This is a genomic window from Dactylosporangium sp. NPDC050688 (assembly GCF_040654515.1).
Classification (GTDB): domain Bacteria; phylum Actinomycetota; class Actinomycetes; order Mycobacteriales; family Micromonosporaceae; genus Dactylosporangium.
Genome location: NZ_JBFAIC010000022.1, coordinates 1 through 19276, shown reverse-complemented (window position 1 = coordinate 19276; position 19276 = coordinate 1). Strand labels below are relative to the sequence as shown.

Sequence of the window (19276 nt, the reverse complement as noted above, 5' to 3'; positions counted from 1 at the left end):
ATAACCCTCACGAATGGAGCAACCAGGTGGGCACGATCGTCTTCGTCCGCAAGGCGCGGCGCGCCGGCCCCGTCGCCCCCACCAGCGACCTGGAGCTGCAGGCCCCGCCCGTGGTGCCGGAACCGCCGACCGGGGGTGCCGGGCAGGTCCTGCTGTACGTACCCATGGGCATCGGCTCGCTTGCCATCATGCTGATGTTGCTGCGGCCGGGCGCCGGCGTCCTCGCCTACATCGGCGTGGTGCTGATGGTGGTCTCCGTGCTGGGCATGGCGATCGTTCCGTTCCTGCGCAACGCCAGCGAACACAAGGAGAACGCCCAGGGCGACCGACGCGACTACCTGCGTTACCTGGGCCAGCAGCGGCGCACCGTGCGGGCGTCCCTCATCGAGCAGCACCGCGCGGCGCGGTGGTTGCACCCCGACCCGGCCGGGCTGTGGTCGGTCGCGCTGAGCCAACGGTTGTGGGAACGGCGCACCGCGCACGACGACTTCGGGGAGGTCCGCGTCGGGCGCGGCACCCGCCGGTCGGCGAGCCGCCTGGTCGCCCCGCAGACCAAGCCGGTCGAGGACCTGGAACCGCTCTCGGCCCACGTGCTGCGCCGCTTCCTCCGGGCCTACTCCACACTGCAGGACGCCCCGGTCGCCGTCTACCTGCGCGGCTTCGCGGCCATACAGTTCGACGGTGACCGCGCCGCCATCCGTGCCCTGGCCCGGGCCATGGTGGCCCAGGCGGTCGTGGCGCACGGCCCGGCCGACCTGCGGTTGCTCGTGTGGGTGGGCGACGAAGCCCGCGACGACTGGTCGTGGGCGAAGTGGCTGCCCCACGCCCAGGACGATGAACGCGCCGACGCCGCCGGCCCGCGCCGGATGTTCGCCCACGACGAGGCCGAGGCGGAGCGGTGGCTCGGCGAGCTCGGCGTCACGCCGCGGCCGGGGTTCGAGCCGGACACGCCGATCACCGGGACCGAGCCGCTCGTCGTGTTGGTGCTCGACGGAGCGACGCTGACCGAGGACCATCGTCTCACCGCCGAGGGCTATCGCAACCTGGTCGTGCTCGACGTCGGCGGATCACTGCCCTGGAAGTCGCGGCCACACTCGCTCTACCTGAACGTGAGCGCCAAGAAGGTGGACCTGGTGGCCTTCGACCACCTGGGCAAGACATCGACCAAGCCACTGGGCCGGCCGGACGCGCTGGGAGTGGCCGCCGCCTCGGCCGTGGCCCGGAGCATGTCCCGGTACCGCCTCGGCCAGGTCGTCGACGTCGATGAGCCGCTGGCCACCGACTACGACCTGGCCAGGCTGCTCGGCATCGACAACCTGATGGACTTCGACCCGATCTCCTACCGGGCCGGGCGCCCGCCCCGCCAGCGCCTTCGGGTTCCGATCGGCATCTCCGGCACCGGCTCGCCCATCGAACTGGACATCAAGGAGGCGGCTGAGAACGGCATGGGTCCGCACGGGATTCTCATCGGGGCGACCGGGTCGGGCAAGAGCGAGCTGCTGCGCACGCTGGTGCTGGCGCTCGCCACCCGGCACTCGTCCGAGGATCTCAACTTCATCCTCGTCGACTTCAAAGGTGGGGCCGCGTTCCTGGGGTTCGAGAAGCTACCGCACACCTCGGCCGTCATCACCAACCTGGCCGACGAGCTCGAGCTGGTCGACCGCATGCAGGACGCGTTGACCGGCGAGCTCATCCGCCGCCAGGAGCACCTGCGGGCGGCCGGCAACTACGCGTCCCGCCGTGACTACCAGCAGGCCCGCGTGGACGGCGCCCGGCTCGAGCCGATGCCGGCGCTGTTCATCGTGGTCGACGAGTTCAGTGAGCTGCTCACCAACAAGCCACAGTTCATCGAGGTGTTCGCGATGATCGGCCGGCTCGGGCGCAGCCTGGGCGTGCACCTGCTGCTGGCCAGCCAGCGCCTCGACGAGGGCCGCATCCACCAGATCGAGTCGCACCTGTCATACCGGATCGGCCTGCGGACGTTCTCCGCGATGGAGAGCCGCAGCGTGCTCGGCGTGCCCGACGCGTACGAGCTGCCCAACGTGCCGGGCAACGGCTACCTGCGGCCGGACACCACGACCCTGGTCCGGTTCAAGGCGGCCTACTCCTCCGGCCCCTACCGTCCCGCGCGCCGCTCCCGCCGGGGCCCGTCGGCCGGTGGCCTGGTGCCCTTCGACACCGAACACGTGGCCCCACAGGTGGCCGACGAACCCGAACCGGAGCCGGAGGACGAGAACGAGAGGCCACCGCTGCAGGTCGACCTGCTGCTGAGCCGGCTGCGCGGCCACGGCCCGGCCGCCCACCAGGTGTGGCTTCCGCCCCTCACCGAACCATCCACTCTGGAGAGGTTGTTGCCGCCGCTGGTCGACGACCCGCACCTCGGCCCCCGTCCAGTCGGCGCCCTGGGTACGTCGATGCTGACCGTGCCGCTCGGTCTCATCGACATGCCGGCCCAGCAACGCCGGGAACTGCTGCTCGTCGACCTGGCCGGCAGCGCGGGCAACGTCGGCGTGGTCGGCGCCCCGCAGAGCGGCAAGAGCACACTGCTGCGCACGCTCATCGCCGCGCTGGCGCTCACCCACACCCCGCGCGAGGTGCAGTTCTACTGCCTGGACTTCGGCGGCGGCACGCTCGCGCCGCTGGCCCGGCTCCCCCACGTCGGCAGCGTGGCCAACCGGCTCGACCGGGACCGGGTGACCCGGACGGTGCTGGAGATGACGAACCTGCTGGCCTTCCGGGAGAACATGTTCAGTATCCACAACATCGACTCGATGGCCAGTTACCGCCGGGCCAAGCGCGGCGGCGCCTTCGCCGAGCAGGACCCGTACGGTGACGTGTTCCTGGTCGTCGATGGCTGGTACACCGTCAAGCAGGACTTCGATGAGATCGAGGGCCGGTTCACCGAGCTCGCCGCCCGCGGGCTCGGCTTCGGCATCCACCTGGTGGTCGCGGCCAACCGGTGGGCCGAGATGCGGCCGTGGCTGCGCGACGTGCTCGGCACGAAGCTGGAGCTGCGGCTGGGCGATCCGATCGACTCCGAGGTCAACAGCAAGCTCGCCGCGACCGTGCCCGCGCGCCCGGGCCGCGGGCTCACGATGGACCGGCTGCACTTCCTCGCCGCGCTGCCCCGCATCGACGGCGACTCGGGCACCGCGGACCTGGCCGCGGCCACCGCCGAGCTCGTCGCCGCGCTCGACCTGCCGACCGCGCCGCGGGCCCCCCAGGTGCGGCTCCTGCCCGGCACGCTGCCCAGCGCGGCGCTGCCCGGTCCGCGGGCCGCCTCGCCCACCGCCGATGTCCAGGTGGCCCTGGGGCTGGACGACGTGCAGCTCGCACCGCTGTGGCACGATTTCGACGCCAACCCGCACCTGCTCGTGTTCGGCGACTCCGAAACGGGCAAGACCAACCTGCTGCGCCACATCGCGCGCGCCATCGCGACGCACTACCGGTCTGACGACGCCCGGATCGTCTTCGGTGACTTCCGTCGCCAGCTCTACGACGCGGTCCCGCGGTCTCATCAGGTCGGATACTCGGTCAGCACCGACTCGCTCACCGAGACCCTCAAGGAGGTCGCCGGACATCTGCGTGAACGCGTGCCCGGCTCCGACATCACGCCCGAACGTCTGCCGCTGCGCGACTGGTGGACCGGTGGCCGGCTGTTCATCATCGTCGACGACTTCGAGCTCGCCGAGGGCTCGAGCGACTCACCCCTGCAGCCCCTGGTGCCCCTCCTGGCCCAGGGCGCGGACATCGGCCTGCACGTGATCATCGCCCGGCGTACCGCCGGCGCCTCGCGCGCCTTCATGAACCAGGCCATACGCCGGATCTGGGAGCTGGGCAACCCCGCCCTGCTCTTCTCCTGCCCCCGTGACGAGGGCTCCTTCCTCGGCAACCTCAAGCCCCGGCTGCTCCCCGTCGGCCGGGCTCAGCACCTGGACCGGCGCCGCACCGTTCGGTTGGTCCAGACCCCGCTGGTGACGTCGGACTGACGGGCGCCGGGCCGTCCGCACCGGTCTCGTCCGAGAGGCGGCGCATGGGACAAACGGCTTGCGCTCACCTGTCGGGTGGCGGCGGAGGGCTCTCCGCCGTCACCCGCATCACCCGCGCCGGACGCCAGCGACGACGGTGACCGGCCGGGCCGAGCACCGCGAACAGCCCGCTCAGCCCGGCGACAAGAATCGCCGCGCCGGCGCCCAGCAGCACGAGCACTCGTCCGGTGTGGTCGGGCGCGCCGGTGGCCGAGATGTCGGCCGGCTTCGGCCGCGCCGCGACGACGGCACCGCTCTGTCCCTCGTCTGGCAGTTCGGTGGTCAGGGCGGCGAGCGGGTCGACCACGCCCCAGCCCAGTACGGGGTCCGGCACCTGCGGGGCGTGATCGGCGGTCCGCCGGAGGCGGTTGCGCACCTGCTCGGCGGTGAGGCCGGGACGGTACGCGCGGATGAGCGCCGCCACGCCGCTCACGAACGCCGCGGCGTAGCTCGTGCCGCTGCCGATGAGCTGGCCCGGCCCGCCCGGTCCGATGCTCAGCACGTCCACCCCCGGAGCGGCGAGCCCGACGTACGAGCCCGACCGGGAGAAGTTGGCCGGGACACCGACCGAGTCGATGGCGGCCACGGCGAGCACCGTGGGCAGCGCCGCCGGATACACGGGCGCGGTCGAGCGGGAGTCGCCCGCCGTCGAGGCGATCACGACCGCGTCGCGGCTCTCGGCATAGGCGACCGCGTCGATCAGGGCCGGGTGCTGATCGGTGGTGCTCGCCGACACGTTGATGATCTTCGCGCCGGCGTCGACCGCGGCCCGGATGCCCCGGGCGAACAGCGCGGGGTCGCCTTCCGCCGACCTGGTGGCCCGGATCGGCAGGATGCGAGCATCGGGGGCGACGCCGGCGAAGCCGATCCCCCAGGTCGGCGCGGCCGCGATGATCCCGGCGACGAACGTGCCGTGGCCGAGACAGTCGGTGTCGGCCCGTCCGCCGTTGGCGAGCAGGTCGAGGCCCCGGTCGACGCGCCCCGCGAGCTGCGGGGTCGATCCATCCACCCCGCTGTCCACGACCGCCACCACGATGTTTGCACCGGTGCTGAACTCCCACGCCCGGTCGGGCTGGAGCAGCCGCTGCGCCCAGGGCACCGAGGACTCGGTGGTCGTCGGTGTCGCGACGCAGTCGGCCGCCTGCGCGGCGGTGCCGAGCGGGGGTAGGGCACCGATCGCAACCGCCCCGGTGAGCGTCAGGGCGGCGAGGGCGCTCAGCGCCCGGTACGCGGTCCTGCCGGTCACGCCGCGCCCACCCGGCCGCTCGTGGCGCCGGCCGACACATACCCGGGCGGCGGCCCGACCAGCCGGGCCACCACGGCGGGGTCTTCGAGGGTGCGCAGCGTGGCCGCCCAGCGCCGGCCCAGCGTCGTCTCCAGCCGGCTCAGGGCGGCGCGGTCCGCGTCGTCGAGCTCCGGGCCCGCGGGCTGCTCGTCCGGCGACAGCTCACGCAGCAGGACCGCGGTCGCCGGCGCCGGCGGGCCGGATGGTGGCGACTCGGCTTGTCCAGAGCGGACGGCCAGCACCCGCAACCGCCGGCCCGGCCCGAAGACGGCCTCGTCGACCTCGTTGCCCGTGACAAGCACGGAGGCCTGCCGGGCCGTGCGGGGCCAGACGAGGAAGTCTACGTCTGCCTCGGGCGCGGTCACCTCGGCGGAGACGCTCGCGGTGAGCAGCGCCGGCTCGGTGATGACGGAGCCGACCGGATACAGCGCCGACGCCGGCTGGTCAAGCCGCGCCTGGGACAGCACCGGGCGCCGGTGCAACGGGAGTTGGCGCAGCCCCGAGACCAGACAGGGTACGTAGCCGTCCACGCTCACCGGTTCACCGCCGCGCAGGGCCTCGTTGAGCCGCACCGCCCCCATCTGCGACGCTCCGAGATACAGGCAGACCGCGACGAAGTCCGCCTTGGCCGCGGCCGAGGTCTCGCGCAGCACCGGCCAGGTCGCCATGGCGGCGTTGACCACGGCCAGCAGGTCGGTGAAGCGGCTGCCCAGGGCCGCGGAGAAGCGATGCTGCTCCTCTTCCGTGCTCGCCCGGTCGGCGATCGCCAGGGGCGCGGCCGGTTGCCACCGGGGTCCGGCCGGGTCCGCCGGTCGCTCCTGCCGTGGCTCGTTCGCCTCGACCAGAGCCGGCTCGATGACCTCCGACATGACGTCCGGCCGTACCGGCCCGACGCTGGGCATTGCGCTGGGGACGTCGAAATCTGGATCGACGATTGTCACGATCGGCGGGCGTGGCATCGTGGGCCGCGGGGCCGGCGGTGACGGTGGCGTTCGCGTTGATGCTGGCGTTGCTGGCGGCGGCGGCCAGGAACTGTCCGCACCCGACGGCCGGCGCGCGACCACTCGGCCGGGCTCGGGCTCGGGCTCCGCACGATTCACGGTGGCGGATTCACCAGCGCCCGCCGGAGCCGGCGGCGACCAGGTGTCCTCTCGATCGGGCGGCGGCCACGCGCTGAGTTCGTCCGGCTCGTCCTCGAACGGCCACGCGTTGAATCCGTCCGGCTCGTCCTCAATCGGCCACGCGCTAAGTCCGTCCGGCTCGTCCTCAATCGGCCACGCGCTAAGTCCGTCCGGCTCGTCCTCGAGCGGCCATGCCAGGCCGGCGGCTGCCGGGCTTCCGGCCGTCATCGCCAGGCCCAGGTCCGGTGCCGCGGTCTGCGACCGTGCGGCCAGTTCCTCAGCCAGAGCGGCGATCTGGAGCAGCGTCGCGTCGTCCGCCTCGCCGTCGATCACGAGCTGCAGCGGCACCGGCTCGGCTGGGACATCGAGCAGCAACCGGCGCAGCATCGCGACCAGAATCGGTGGCACGGCCCGGCCATGGCTACCGATGCTGATCGTCCACTGCGCCGGCCGGAATACCGCGACCGCGCCGGAGGAGTAGACCAGAGTGGGGCGCAGCAGGATCCCGGCCGGCAGGACCTCGGCCACGGCGACACGCGGCTCGGCGTGCCGGTAGAGCCGGTTCGTCTCGCGCAGCCACCCGCTCGCCAGTATCGCGGGCGGCGGCGTGACCGGCAGCGCCGCCTCGGCCGTGAGCGGCACCGAAGCCGCCGCCTGCAGCCGGGTGACGAGCCGACCGTCGGCGAACGCGGGACCGTCGTCATCGACCGGGGTGAGCACCAGCCGCCCGTGGCCGCCGCGGCGGGCCAGGATCGTGGCCGCCTGACCGACCACGTCGCGCAGCACGGCGGCCACCGAGGCGTGGTTACCGGCGGCTCTGGTGTAGCGGACCGGCAGGTCGTCGGAGGCCGGGAAGGTGGCACTCAGCAGTTGCCAGAGCAGGAAGGGCTGGTCGTCCCGGTGCGAGACGGCGACCCCGCCGCCGTACCACTCGACGAACAGCTCCCGATCGGTGCCGGCCCCCGCCGCCCGGGAGCCGTCGCGATCACCCCGGCTCCGGCCGACAGTCCGCTCAGCCGACGAAACCCGCCCGCTCCTCCACAAGAGAGCTCAGCCTCCTCCAGCAGCGACCCGCAGGCCACGCCGCTCCTGCGCTTATCACACGGCAGTGCCGCGGCCGCGGACCGGCCCGTGGGCCTCGTCCCGATAACTCGCGGGAAAACCCGCGCCAACGATCCCGGCGCGAACCGATGAGGCCCAGGATCCGTTGTCCGGTCACCGCGGGAATTCCCCCGCGTTAGCGACCAACGGGCTAACGGCGCCGGGGCGCGTGCCACCGCGTGCTACCAACGGCGGGCGTTCGACGGTGCGCATGGGAGGAGTGGGATGGGGCGACGGCGACGGGGTGTCCCTGGTCGTTCGGACGCGCACGCCACCCTCGATGCGGCGTTGCAGGCGGCCGGCGACCAGGGCCGGCTCGTCCTCGTGCGGGGACCGCGGGGCATCGGCAAGTCCACCCTGCTCACCGGGATCGGCGAGGAGTGGCGCCGCAACGGCGTCCGGGTGGTCGAGACGAGCCTCGCCGGCTCGGGGGACGACATGGGGTTCGCCGGGCTGGTCCGGGCGGTACGCGACCACTTCGAGCGCATCGGTGACGCGCACGTCGTCGACGCGACCAGCCGGCTCGCCGCGACGGTGGCCGCACGGGAAACGGCGGACGACGGCTCACCCGAACCTCTCGTGCGGGCCACCGACGCCCTGGCCAGGCTCTCGCGGACGCTCCGGGACGGAGGACCCACCGCCTTGGTCGTCGACGAGGCCGACGCGATCGCCGCGCCGACCTTGGCGTTGTCCACGTTCGCCCGGGCGGGGTGCGTGGTGGTCGCGGCGGTCACCACAGGTGCGCAGCCCTGGATGCGGGCGCTGGCCCGCGCCGCCGACACGGTCGTGGACCTACCGCCGCTGTCGGCCCGGGCGGCCGGCGAGGTGATCGGGGAGCGCTTCGGTGGTGTCGTCGACGACGGGCTGCTGGATGCGTTGTGGGCGGCTCTCGGCGACCTGGCCGGCCATCCACCGACAATACTGTCCACAATGGATTATCTCGACCGCACGGATCGGATCGTCCGGCTGGGCCAAGGGCGCCGGCAACACCTCTGCCTACGCGACAGCGACAATTCGATCGAACTGGCGCCCGACCACCCGCTCGCCGTCCGCATCCGGACCGGAGGGCCGGTAGCCGGCCGGCTCGCCGGCGCGGCGACGGTGCTGCCGTTGCGGGTGGACGATCTGCCGTTGCTGGCCGAGGCCACCCTCGGTGATGTCGACGCCTACGGTCGCGTGCTCGACGATCTGGTCGCCGCCGGCGCGCTGGTGGTCCAGCAGGGACTCGTCGCCCCCGTCTGCCCGGCACTGGGCGCGCGGATCGCCCACGACCACGGCGCGAAGTCCCTCGGCCGGCTGCACCGCGCCTTCGCGGCGGCCCTGCTGCGCCGCATCGGCCGCGGCGAGCAGGCCGACCCGACCCTGCTGGCCGACCACCTGACAGCGGCGGGAGCCACGATGCCGCCGGACGGCCGCATGGCCGCGAGCCTCGCGGCGGTCGCGCGCGCCACCCAGCATCGGGACCCCGAACGGGCTGCGCGATGGCTCCGGGCGGCGCTGCCGCACGCCGGCGGCGGACCGGACGCGGAGCAGATCCTCGATCAGTTGCTGCCGGTGCTGGTACGGGCCGGACGGTACGGGTGGCTGGCGGAGGCGGTCGGCATCGCCGGCCTCCGGCGCTGCTTGCCGAGCCACACGTACTCGGATCTGGCGTCGGCCGCCCTGCTCGCGGCCGTCCACACCGGAACGCCGGTGACGCCGGAGGTCAGCCAGGCACTGCGCGACGCCGTACCGAACCGTGTGGACGCGCTCGACCTGGCCGACTGGTGGCTCCACCCGGTCGGTCCCCCGCCACTGTCAACATCGGATCCGCGCCCCCCAGTCGAGGGCACCGCCGACGGCACCCTGCTCGCGCCGGCGGAGTTCGCCGCGCTACGCACCGCGCTGCGGCTGCCGGTCGAGCCCGACGGCACCGGCGCGCCGGCTGTCCTGGACGACGAGATGCTCCTCGCCGCCTCGCTGGGCGATCTGGTGGCGGTGGTGGGTCGCCTGCTCGGCCCGCGGTACGGTACTCCGCCGGACGGCCCGCTCGCCGCCCACCACCGGCTCGTCACCGCCTTCCGGCGCGGCGACAGCACCACCGTGCTGTCGCTGGCCCGGCAGATGGAGTTGGCGGGGCCACCGGGCTCGGCGGCCCACGCAGTGGCTCGCGCCCTTGCCGCCGAGGTTCATGGCCAACGGGGCGAGGCCGCCCTCGTCGAGCAAAGCCTCTCGGGCGTCGTGGCCACGCAGCCGTTCCTCGGCCTCCGGTGGTGGGTGACCGCCGGCACCGGCGCGATCTACGACCAACCGTCGCTGCTGCACGACGGATTGCGGGCGTTGCGCAGCGCCCCGGGCGGCGGCCTCGGCGTGGAGCTGAGCCTGGCCCGGATGGCAGAGATCGGGGCGTGGACCACGGACGCCGACGCGCCGCGCGTGCTCGAGGACGCCCTGACCGCGAGCCGGGACCACGGATTCCCGCTCAGCGAGGACCTCGGTCTGATCGTCCGATCGGTGCTCGAAGCCGAACCGGCGCTGGCCCAGGCCGCCGCCGACCGGGCTCGCGACCGGGATGACCAGCCCACTCTGGTGTCGGCCTGTCTCGTCGCGGCCGGGGTCAGCGTCCAGACCAACGCCGATCCGGCCCAGTGCCTACGCCAGGCCCACGCGGCTGCTGCCACCGGCGCCCATGGCGCTCCCCGCATCGGGGCCCTGTTGCGCGCACACGGGCTGCGGCCCGCTCGTCAACGGGCCAGCCAGCCGAACGTGTCCGCGGTCGAGACACAGATCATCGAACTGATCCGCGACGGACACACCAACCGTCAGATCGCGGCCCGCATCCGGATGAGCGAGAAGACGGTCGAGACCTACCTCACGCGGCTCTACTCGCGCACCGGCTGCCGATCACGGGTCGAGCTGGCAACGGTCCATCTGTCCCTGGGAGGCCGGGAATGAACGAAACCCGCATCGTGGTCGCGGCGGGCGCGGGCCACGGGTGCCGGAGCATCAGCGAGGCGCTCGGTCGGGCCGCGGAGGGAGCGCTCATCACGGTGCGACCCGGGCACTACTCGGAGAACCTCGTGCTCACCAAGCCGGTGAGGATCGCCGCCGAGGAGGGTCCGGGCACCGTGAAGCTGTCCACCCGATCGGGCGTGGCGGTCACCCTCGCGGCCAGCTCGGCCACGCTGTCGGGTCTGACCATCGAGGCCAGTGACGCCGACAGCCCGGCGGTGGCGTTCAGCCTCGGCCGGCTCAGCATCAGCGAATGCGAGATCTCGGCCGCCGCGTGGACGGCCATCTTCGTCTGCGAGCGCGGATCGCTGGACATGCGGGCCAGCCGCGTGACCAACCAGGTCGGTGCCGGCATCGTGGTCACCTCGCCGGCCGGTTCGGTGCTCGACGACTGCACGGCCGAGCAACTCGGCACGTCGGGCGTGGTCGTCGCCGACGGGGGTGTGGTCCGCCTGCGGGCCAGCTCGATCAGCGACGCCGCGGGCAACGGGATCTGCCTGAACGGGCACGGGCAGATCCTCATCGAGGACAGCCGCATCCAGCGTGCGCGCAAGCCCGCGCTCGCGATCGAGCACCAGGCGACCGCCGTCGTGCGCCGGCTCTCCATTCAGGACGCCATGGGCATCGGGGCCTACCTCGCCAGCACGGGAACGATCGAGCTGGAGGATTGCACGATCGAGCAGGCCGGCGGAGGCATCGTGACCGCCGCGGGCAGCGCCCCGACCCTGCTGCGGTGCACCGTGCGGACCGTGCGGACCGATGGCCTCCGGTTCATCGGCGAATCGGCCGGCACCGTCGAGTCGTGCGCGGTGATCGGCTCCCACGGTGCGGGTGTCATGGTGGCCGAGCGCAGCACCCCGGAGTTCCGTGACCTCGAGGTCCGCGATGGCGCTGGGCCGGGGGTCACGGTCACCGGCGGGGCTGACCCGTTCTTCCGTGGCCTGCGGGTGCGCGGAGGCGCGGCGGGCATCGAGGTACGTGACGGCGCGCGGGGCGGTTTCGAACACGTCACCATCGACCAGGTCGGTGCGGCCGGGGTCGCGGTCACCCACCGTAGCCGGCCGCAGATCACCGGGCTCAGCCTGAACGGCAGCGAAGGCCCCGGGGTCATCGTCGCCGACGCGAGCCTCACGATCGCCGACGCCGACATCGCCGGATCCGATACGGACGGGGTGGTGGTGCGGGCCGACGGTGAGGTCTCCATGAGCCGGAGCCGGATCCACGACAACCACGACGCCGGATGCCGCTTCGAGCCCGGCTCCAGCGGGACGCTGCGCGACTGCGAGCTCACCGGCAACGCCGGCGACGGGGTGCGGGTCGAGACGACGGAGGCGGTCCGCGTCATCGCCTGCACGGTTCGGGACAACGGCGGCGAGGGCCTCCGGCAGGTGCCGGACGCCGTAGTGACGGTCGAGGATCTGACCAGCGCGCGCAACCAGGCCACGGCCGCCACGGCGACCGCGACCGGTGGGGGCGCGGTGGCGCCCGGACAGGCTCGCCCGGCCACGACCCGACCAACCGCCGCGCTCGGCTCCGACCCGGTCGAGGAGCTACGCAGCCTGGTCGGGCTGGCCGGGGTCAAGCAGGAGGTGACCTCGCTCATCAACCTCAACATCATGTCCCAGCGTCGTCGCGAGGCCGGCCTCTCCGCGCCGCCGATGGCCCGCCACCTCGTCTTCGCCGGCGCCCCGGGCACCGGCAAGACCACGATCGCCCGCCTCTACGGGGCGATCCTGGCCAAGCTCGGCGTGCTGCGCCAGGGTCACCTCGTGGAGGTGGCCCGCGCCGATCTCGTCGCGCAGATCATCGGCGGCACCGCCATCAAGACCACTGAGGCCTTCAAGAGCGCGCTGGGCGGCGTGTTGTTCATCGACGAGGCGTACACCCTCAGCTCCAGCCGCGGCGGCACAGGCCCGGACTTCGGCCGGGAGGCGATCGACACCCTGGTCAAGCTTATGGAGGACCACCGCGACGACATCGTGGTGATCGCCGCCGGGTACTCCGACGAGATGCTGAAGTTCCTGGAGAGCAACCCCGGCCTGGAGTCACGCTTCAGCCGGACCATCGAGTTCGCCAACTACACCCCGGATGAGCTGGTGACCATCGTGCGGGACCAGAGTCGCCGCCACGACTACCAGCTCGACGACGACGCGGCCCAGGTGCTGCTGCGCTACTTCGAGGAGATCCCCAAGGACGGGACCTTCGGCAACGGTCGAGTCGCCCGCAAGGTGTTCGAGCGGATGGCCGACCAGCAGGCCTCCCGTCTGGCCGCCTCACCGAGCGCCAGCACCGTTGAGCTGACCCTGCTCACCGCGGCCGACTTCCGGCCCACGGGGTGACCTCGCACCATGCAGGAGAACCGGACGACTATCAGTGGGAGGATGCCGGCGGGGAGCCCTCGCGATACGGCAGCTTCACGCCGCATCTGACGTAGCCGTCCACCATCCAACCGATGTGGAAACGCGTGAACCGTCCAGCGCGGTGGTGCGCGCGGTGCCGGCGCCCAGGATGACGCCGAGGACTCCGTCGGCTCCGAAGAGGCCCTGCTCGGCGATGCTCCAGTCGTCAATGAGCGCCGGCTCCGGCCCGATCCGCACCTCGGTGCGGGCGATCAGCGCCCGCAACCGCATCAGCTCGCGGCGGGCCGCGCCGGCCAGCTCGCCGATCGCATCGATCCGGGGAACTGACGCACGCGGTGGGCCGGATGCGCGCTGCCCGGTGGATTCGGCCACACCGGACCGCCCGTCTCGGGAGCGTGCGATTCCGGCCGCGCTGGAGAGGGTATCGGCCCCGTCAGACAGGGTGTCGACCGTCTCGGCGAGAGCGTCGACGAGCATGCACACATAGACGTCGTATCCGAGCAGCACCGCCTCAAACCGGCGGCCGGAGATGTTGAGGCCCGCCGGGTCCAGCCGGTGCATCAACGTGCGGACGCGCCCAAGCTGCCGCTGGACCCGTACCGCCGCCTCCTGCACCGCCCGCGCCACCGCGAGGCGCTCCTGCCCTCCATCGCGGGCATCCCCTGAAATCCGCCCGCATACCGCCGTGAAGTCGTCGGTCACGATCCACCTCCTGATGCCCCCGGCATGACGTACGGCACGGACCCGTCGGTTCACCGGCTCGTCATGAACCGAGCGCCAGTTGGCAACGTTCGTATGTGCGTGGCGAAACGAAAGGCGGTGACGCGCCAGGATGCAGCGGTCGGCACGGCGCCGGCACCGCCGACGCGCAGGTTGGCCCCGGGTCATCCGGGCTTGCTCACGGTTGCGGCGTCGCTCGATGAAGGTCAGTTCGTCGTCGTGCGTGACCAGGCCGGCCCCCGGACGCTGACCCACCGGACAGGGGCGGAGCTCGCGGCCTCGCTGAGCGACCTGCCGTTGTACGGTCGCGATCTGCGGCTGTGGCTGGCCGGGCCCGTCGATCCCGGCGATCAGCCGTGGCTGCACGCGTACTGTGGTGAACTCGCCGAGGTGAGCGGGGCCCGGGTGTGGGCGCCGCCGCCGGGGGCATGGGCCGAGCTGCTCGACGGCTGCCTCGATCTCGGCGTACGGGCGCCGGGCGGACGCACGGCGAGCTGGCGGGAGTACCCCCCGGACGGGGCTGAGCCGGGGTCATTCGTCTCCGACGCCGACGGGCGGCTGGTGCCGGCGGGCGGAGCACGGGTGCGCCAGGTTGGCGGCGTCCGCGTGGTGGCCGTGCCGCCGGGGCGTGACCCTGTGTCGGCGGAGCGCTTCGACAGTGTCTGGATGCGACCAGGATTGTCCAATGTGGAGCTGATCACGCTCGATGACGGCCGCCTCGCGGTGCCGTACACCGATGGCAGCCTGCTGGCCGTCGGCGGCGAGGAACTGGCCCGCCTGCTGCGCGACACCGGCTGGATCGATGAGGACCTGTGCCTGCTCTCCGCGGTCACGACGACGCAGGCCGCCGCGGCGGAGGCGCATCTGCGTGCGCTGGCGACCGTGCTCGGCGTCGACATCTACCTCCGTACGCCCGACACGAACCTGTCCATACAGGATGGTCATCCCCGGGCGGTGTGGCCGGACGGTCGACCCGCGACCTGGCACCGCATGACCCCACCGGGCCTCGCCGCCAGCCAGCCGCGGTGGAGCAGCGACGATGGCTGGCTCGAGCCGGTCACTCAGGTCGCGGCCCGAGCCGACCACGCCGCCGTCACCCACCCGAGTGCGATCGAACCGTTCGACCCGCCGGGGTACGAGGAGACCAGGTGGGACCAGCCGGAGCTCGTCGACGCCGAACCTGATGCGCGGCGAAGCGGGCTGGACTGGTTACCCCGGCCCACACCGGTCAACGCGGCCCCGTTGTGGTTGTGGGTCTCGTCGAGCGCGCCCGCCGCCCGCGCGCACACGGAGGGGGTGCCCGCGGCGGAGCTGTTCCTTCTCGGCCGCGTCGACCGCGACCATGAGGACCCGTCGTGGGCTGCCCACGACGTCCAGCTGCTGGTCGAGCCGGGGGCAGCGGTCGCGGCGGCGCGGGTCACGGCATACGCCCCGGAGCGCCTGCGCGAGCGGCTGGCCGCGCCCGGGACCTATCTCATCCCCGCCGGATGGCTCGACCGTGCGCGGTTGCCCGCCCCCGGTGAGACGCTCGATGGGCGGCCGCGTCCTGACGACGGCGCGGCCGGTGATCCGGTGGTCCTGCAGTGTGTGGGGGCGGCCCATGGCGTGGCAGGCGTGCCGGAGGATGTCGTGACCTGGCCGCACCGCCGGCACGCCCGCGCGTACGCGGTGCACCCGGCGCGCGGAGCCACCTCCGAGTTCGTGCCGGTGCTGCGTCGGCGGCCCACGCCGACCGGCGGTTATCGCCTGCTGGAGCTGGACGTGCCCGGCGATGTGGCGATCGACGTCCCGGCGAGCGCCGCGCGGCTGGCGGAGCTGCCCCTCGTCCGGTCGCGCCTGCCTGACTTCGCCCGCGACGGCCTCGACCTACTGCTCCCTCGTCCGTTCCTCGATCAGGTCACGGTCAGCCGCGCGTTCGTCGCGGAGCGTGGGGCGTGGCGGGCGGTCGCCGTACCGGACCTGACGCTCGACGAGCTCCTCGTCGGGTGACCACCGGCCGGATCGGGCGCCGCGACGGCAGCCGCCAGGGCCGCCCGCGACCGATACCCGGTGCGCGCGAACAGGCGACCCAACCGGCTTTCGACGCTCTTCGCCGTCGCCCACAGGGCGGCGGCGAGCCGCTGGCCCGACAGGCCGTCCGCCACCAACTCGGCCAGCAGGCGCTCGTTCTCGGCCGCGGTCGCCGAGCGGTGCGGCACGGTGACGCCGAGCGTCCGCATCGCCGCGCGCACGCGCGCCCGGTCGAGGATCGCGTCGAGGGAGCCGAGCAGCTCGTACGCTTGCGCCAGCAGGCCGGCCGGGCCCGCGCCCCAGGTCGCCACCCGTTCGAGGGTGTTCGCCAGTACCCAGGCCTGGTCGAGGTCACGGGCGAGGGTCAGCGCCTCGCCGGCCGCGGCCGCGTCCGTCTCGGCGGCGACCTGGGCCAGGCGGGCGTGGAGCTCGGCCAGTGGCGTGCCGATCGAACGCGCGGCATGGGCCGCGCGCGCCGCGTACTGGCGCGCTCGCGGATAGTCCCCACGCGACCGCGCGAGCTCGGTCAGGCGCAGCCAGATCTCGTCGGTCCCCAGGCTGACACCATCGCGCTCGGCCCTGGCCGCGGCTCGGGTCAGCGCGGCACCGGCCCGCTCGGCGTCGCCCAGCGCAGCCTCGATCTCGGCGCGAGTCAGCTCGCGCAGGTGCGGCAGGCCGAGCGACGAATCCATCGACATTGATCTGTCAAGCGCGCGGAGCGGGCGGCCCTGGGCCAGGGTGGTCACCGCGACGGCGCGGGCCAGGACGGCGTCCACCGGCGGCGTTGCCGACCGCAGCAACTCCGCCGCGGCGGCGTGGTCAAGCGCGTCGAACCAGGCACCCCGGCGCCAGGCGAGCAGCGCGCGCTCGGCCCACGGCAGGTCGCCCGCATCGAGTTGGGACACGCGCAGGAGCCGCTGGGCTCCGGTGAGGTCGCCGACCGTGAGCAGGATGCCGGCCCGCTGCGCCACCCGATCCCGGTGCAGCGGGTCACCCGGTGGCGCCGGCGCCTCCGTCGCGGTCGGACGCCACGGTCCCACGACGCCACTCATGCGCTCACCCAACACGGCCCGCACCACCGCGCTGCGGCCCGACGGCGCGGGCCGCGCCGGCTCTAGCGGTATGGCGGCGCCGAGCCGCCGTTCGGCCGCGGCCCAACAGTCCGTCATCGACAATGTCGCGGCCTGCTCGACGGGTGTGCCCGCCTCCTTCGCCGCCCTCGCCAGTCCGGCGGCGTCCCCGAGCCCGTGCATCGCCCGCAGGCTCAGCAGGCGCGCGTCGAGCCGGAGGCCATCGCGCGACGCACCGTCCGACCGCGGTTGCTGACCGTCGATCTCGTCGAGCGCACTGCGGGCGCTCCGCAGGGCCAGCGCATGGTCGCCGGTGTTGGTCGCGGCGGCGGCGAGCCCCAGCAGCGCCTGCACCCGGCGGACCGGATCGCGGGTCAGGCGGCTCGCCGCGGCGAACCACTGGACGGTCCGCCCGTCAGTCATCGGCAACCGGTCGGAGAGCATCATCAGCGCGCCCGCCGAGCGTTCGGGGTCCACCGCGGTACCCGCCGTTACCAGTTGTTCACCCAGATACGTCGGCGCGGCGCCGCCCGCCGGGCCGTCCCAGATCGCGTGCACCGCCTCCCGGGCCAGTTGCCGCGACCGGTACGGCCCGTCGGCGGCGCGCAGCGCCGCCACGACCGCCGCGCTGGCGAATCGCCACCCGCCGGTCCCACCGCCCCGCAGCACGCCCATGTGAACGAGTGTCCCGAGCGCCTGCGCCACCGCTGACGGCGTCAGATCCAGCACGGTGGCGGCGTGCGCCGCGGCGCCGGCGCCGAGCGGGTGCAGCGCCGCGATCGCCACCGCGACCGGCCATACCGGTTGCGGTGCGGCCCGCAGGGCGGCCAGAACCGCCTGGGCCTCCGGTCGGGCACCCGGGTCGTCCAACTCGTCCTGCTCCAGCGGGCGCAGCGTCCGGACCGTGAGCAGGCCGTCACGGCGCAGCCGCGCGAGCGTCATGGCGGTCCCGTCGGGCGCGGCGGAAACCATGACCGGGGTACTGACGGTTGCCACACAGCGCACTCGGGAGCCGGCCAACCCCCGCAACAGAGCGGGTACAGCGGCGACCGACGCCGCATCGACCCACTGGCCGCCGTCCACCAGCACGAGCGGATCGGGCAACCCGCGCAGCAGCCGGCAGACGGTCGTGACGAGGCTCTCCGGCGTACGGCCGGCGATGGGTATGCGGCTCGCCCCCGACGGCGACCCGGGCAACGCGGCCTCGCCGGCCAATCGGGTCAGGAAGAGCCAGGCGTGCCGCTGCTCGGCCGGGTCCGGCGAGACCGCTACGACGACTCGCCCGCCACGCCGAGCCCGATCGGCGAGGTCGGTCAGCGTTGCGCCGAGCCCCATACCGGCCGGACCGACAAGCAGCGTGAGCACCGGCCCGGGCTGCGCGGCGTCCGGAAGATCGATCACGGGACCATCGCCCTCTAGTCCTGGTGGGCCGGGCACGAGACCTCCTCCTCCTGCTTCTCCGCGGTCGACTGCGGGCTGACCGCAGTCGACCGCGGGCTGACGGGTATACGGTCGCGACGGCAGAAACGTTCACGCGACCGAAACAGGTCCGCTGAACCGAATATGCCCCGTCCTCGTAGAACGAGGGCCATCAGTGGAGCGGTCGGGGTGCGAGTGGGACGGTGGAGATGACGGCGGAGCAGGGTGACGGACACGTGCGCCTTCAGCTCGGCGCGTATGTGCTTGGTGCACTGCCCGCGGACGAGGAGCTCGCCGTGGCGCAGCACCTCGTGGAATGTTCACAATGTGCGGACATTGCGACCGACCTCACCGATGTCCGCCGGGTGCTGGACCGTCTGGACAGCAGCGGTGTTGCCCGCCTGCTCGAGGCCGCCGCCGCGTCACCCGTCTCTCCGGCCCCAGCCGTTCCGGCCCCAGCCGTTCCGGCCCCAGCCGTTCCGGCCCCAGCCGGCCCGACCCAAGCCGGCCCGACCCAAGCCGATCCGGCGCTGCCCAGACCGGCGCGCCCAGCCGCCGAGTCGCCCGGCAGGAGCGCGCCGCCCTCGGGCCGGCCGCCAGGCGGGCCGCGACGGCGGCGGGCACGGCCAACCCGCGTCGTCGTGTCCGCGGTGGCGCTCGCGCTGGCCGTCGGCATCAGTATCGGCGCCTGGCTCGGCGCGAAGGAACCAGTCAACGTCCGGCTGGCCGGGAACGACACAGATACGCAGTCCGGCGTGAGCGTGTCCGTCACGGTCGTCAGCGCGCCGAACGGGGCCCGGGTCGAGGCCGTCGTCGAAGAGCTCGCGGTGGGTCAGTCGTACCGGCTCTTCGCGCTCGGCGACCGCGGGGAGTCGCAGCTCGCCGTCTCCTGGACCGCCCAGAACCGGGTGCACAGCGTCGGGGGCAATGTCACCATCCCCATCAGTCGGATCACCGCGGTGACCCTGTTCCGCGCCAACGACACCGCCAACGACACTCTGGTCACGGTACGGCTGTCCAAACCGTAACCGCGTTGTCGCCTTCGTGTGAACCATCGCCGCTCGGGACTCGTCATCGGAGCGAGGTCCGAACAACCAACAGGAGCGGTGGCGATGAACGCGGTATCCGGCGCAGTTGGTCGATGGGTTCGTCTGCTCGCCCGGCCGGAGCG

General features: G+C 73.2%; 9 protein-coding genes. 5 read left to right on the top strand and 4 right to left on the bottom strand.

The annotated features are described in order from the left end of the window. Positions 1 to 26: 26 nt before the first annotated feature. On the top strand, positions 27 to 3989 hold the full coding sequence (gene eccCa, locus AB0H83_RS21985; RefSeq protein WP_360096828.1) for a type VII secretion protein EccCa: 3963 nt from the start codon (positions 27 to 29) through the stop codon (positions 3987 to 3989). 64 nt (positions 3990 to 4053) lie between these two features. On the opposite strand, the gene mycP is transcribed toward eccCa, so the two are convergent. Beyond that, complete coding sequence (gene mycP, locus AB0H83_RS21980) at positions 4054 to 5274, bottom strand: type VII secretion-associated serine protease mycosin (protein WP_360096825.1); 1221 nt, start codon at positions 5272 to 5274, stop codon at positions 4054 to 4056. Beyond that, positions 5271 to 7478, bottom strand: coding sequence for a hypothetical protein (locus AB0H83_RS21975; protein WP_360096822.1), 2208 nt, complete (start codon positions 7476 to 7478; stop codon positions 5271 to 5273). Before AB0H83_RS21975 ends, mycP begins: the two co-directional genes overlap by 4 nt. A 282-nt stretch (positions 7479 to 7760) precedes the next feature. On the opposite strand from AB0H83_RS21975, the gene AB0H83_RS21970 reads away from it, so the two are divergent. Both AB0H83_RS21970 and AB0H83_RS21965 read left to right on the top strand, forming a co-directional pair. Continuing rightward, positions 7761 to 10469 (top strand): LuxR family transcriptional regulator, encoded by a 2709-nt coding sequence (locus tag AB0H83_RS21970; RefSeq protein ID WP_360096819.1) that lies wholly within the window; start codon positions 7761 to 7763, stop codon positions 10467 to 10469. Further along, on the top strand, positions 10466 to 12865 hold the full coding sequence (locus tag AB0H83_RS21965) for a right-handed parallel beta-helix repeat-containing protein (RefSeq protein WP_360096816.1): 2400 nt from the start codon (positions 10466 to 10468) through the stop codon (positions 12863 to 12865). The genes AB0H83_RS21970 and AB0H83_RS21965 overlap by 4 nt, the downstream gene beginning before the upstream one ends. A 75-nt stretch (positions 12866 to 12940) precedes the next feature. Here the strand turns inward: AB0H83_RS21965 and AB0H83_RS21960 are convergent, their stop codons facing one another. Next, complete coding sequence (locus AB0H83_RS21960) at positions 12941 to 13588, bottom strand: hypothetical protein (protein WP_360096813.1); 648 nt, start codon at positions 13586 to 13588, stop codon at positions 12941 to 12943. Positions 13589 to 13780: 192 nt separating this feature from the next. Between AB0H83_RS21960 and AB0H83_RS21955 the strand changes: the two genes are divergently transcribed. After that, on the top strand, positions 13781 to 15595 hold the full coding sequence (locus tag AB0H83_RS21955; protein ID WP_360096810.1) for a hypothetical protein: 1815 nt from the start codon (positions 13781 to 13783) through the stop codon (positions 15593 to 15595). Here AB0H83_RS21955 and AB0H83_RS21950 read toward each other — a convergent pair. Continuing rightward, a complete protein-coding gene (locus tag AB0H83_RS21950; protein WP_360096807.1) occupies positions 15499 to 18087 on the bottom strand; it encodes a hypothetical protein in 2589 nt (862 codons plus the stop codon). The genes AB0H83_RS21955 and AB0H83_RS21950 overlap by 97 nt on opposite strands. A 227-nt stretch (positions 18088 to 18314) precedes the next feature. Between AB0H83_RS21950 and AB0H83_RS21945 the strand changes: the two genes are divergently transcribed. Then, the gene (locus AB0H83_RS21945; RefSeq protein ID WP_360097011.1) at positions 18315 to 19133 is read left to right on the top strand and encodes a zf-HC2 domain-containing protein; all 819 of its coding nucleotides are present in this window, start codon (positions 18315 to 18317) and stop codon (positions 19131 to 19133) included. Positions 19134 to 19276 lie beyond the last annotated feature (143 nt).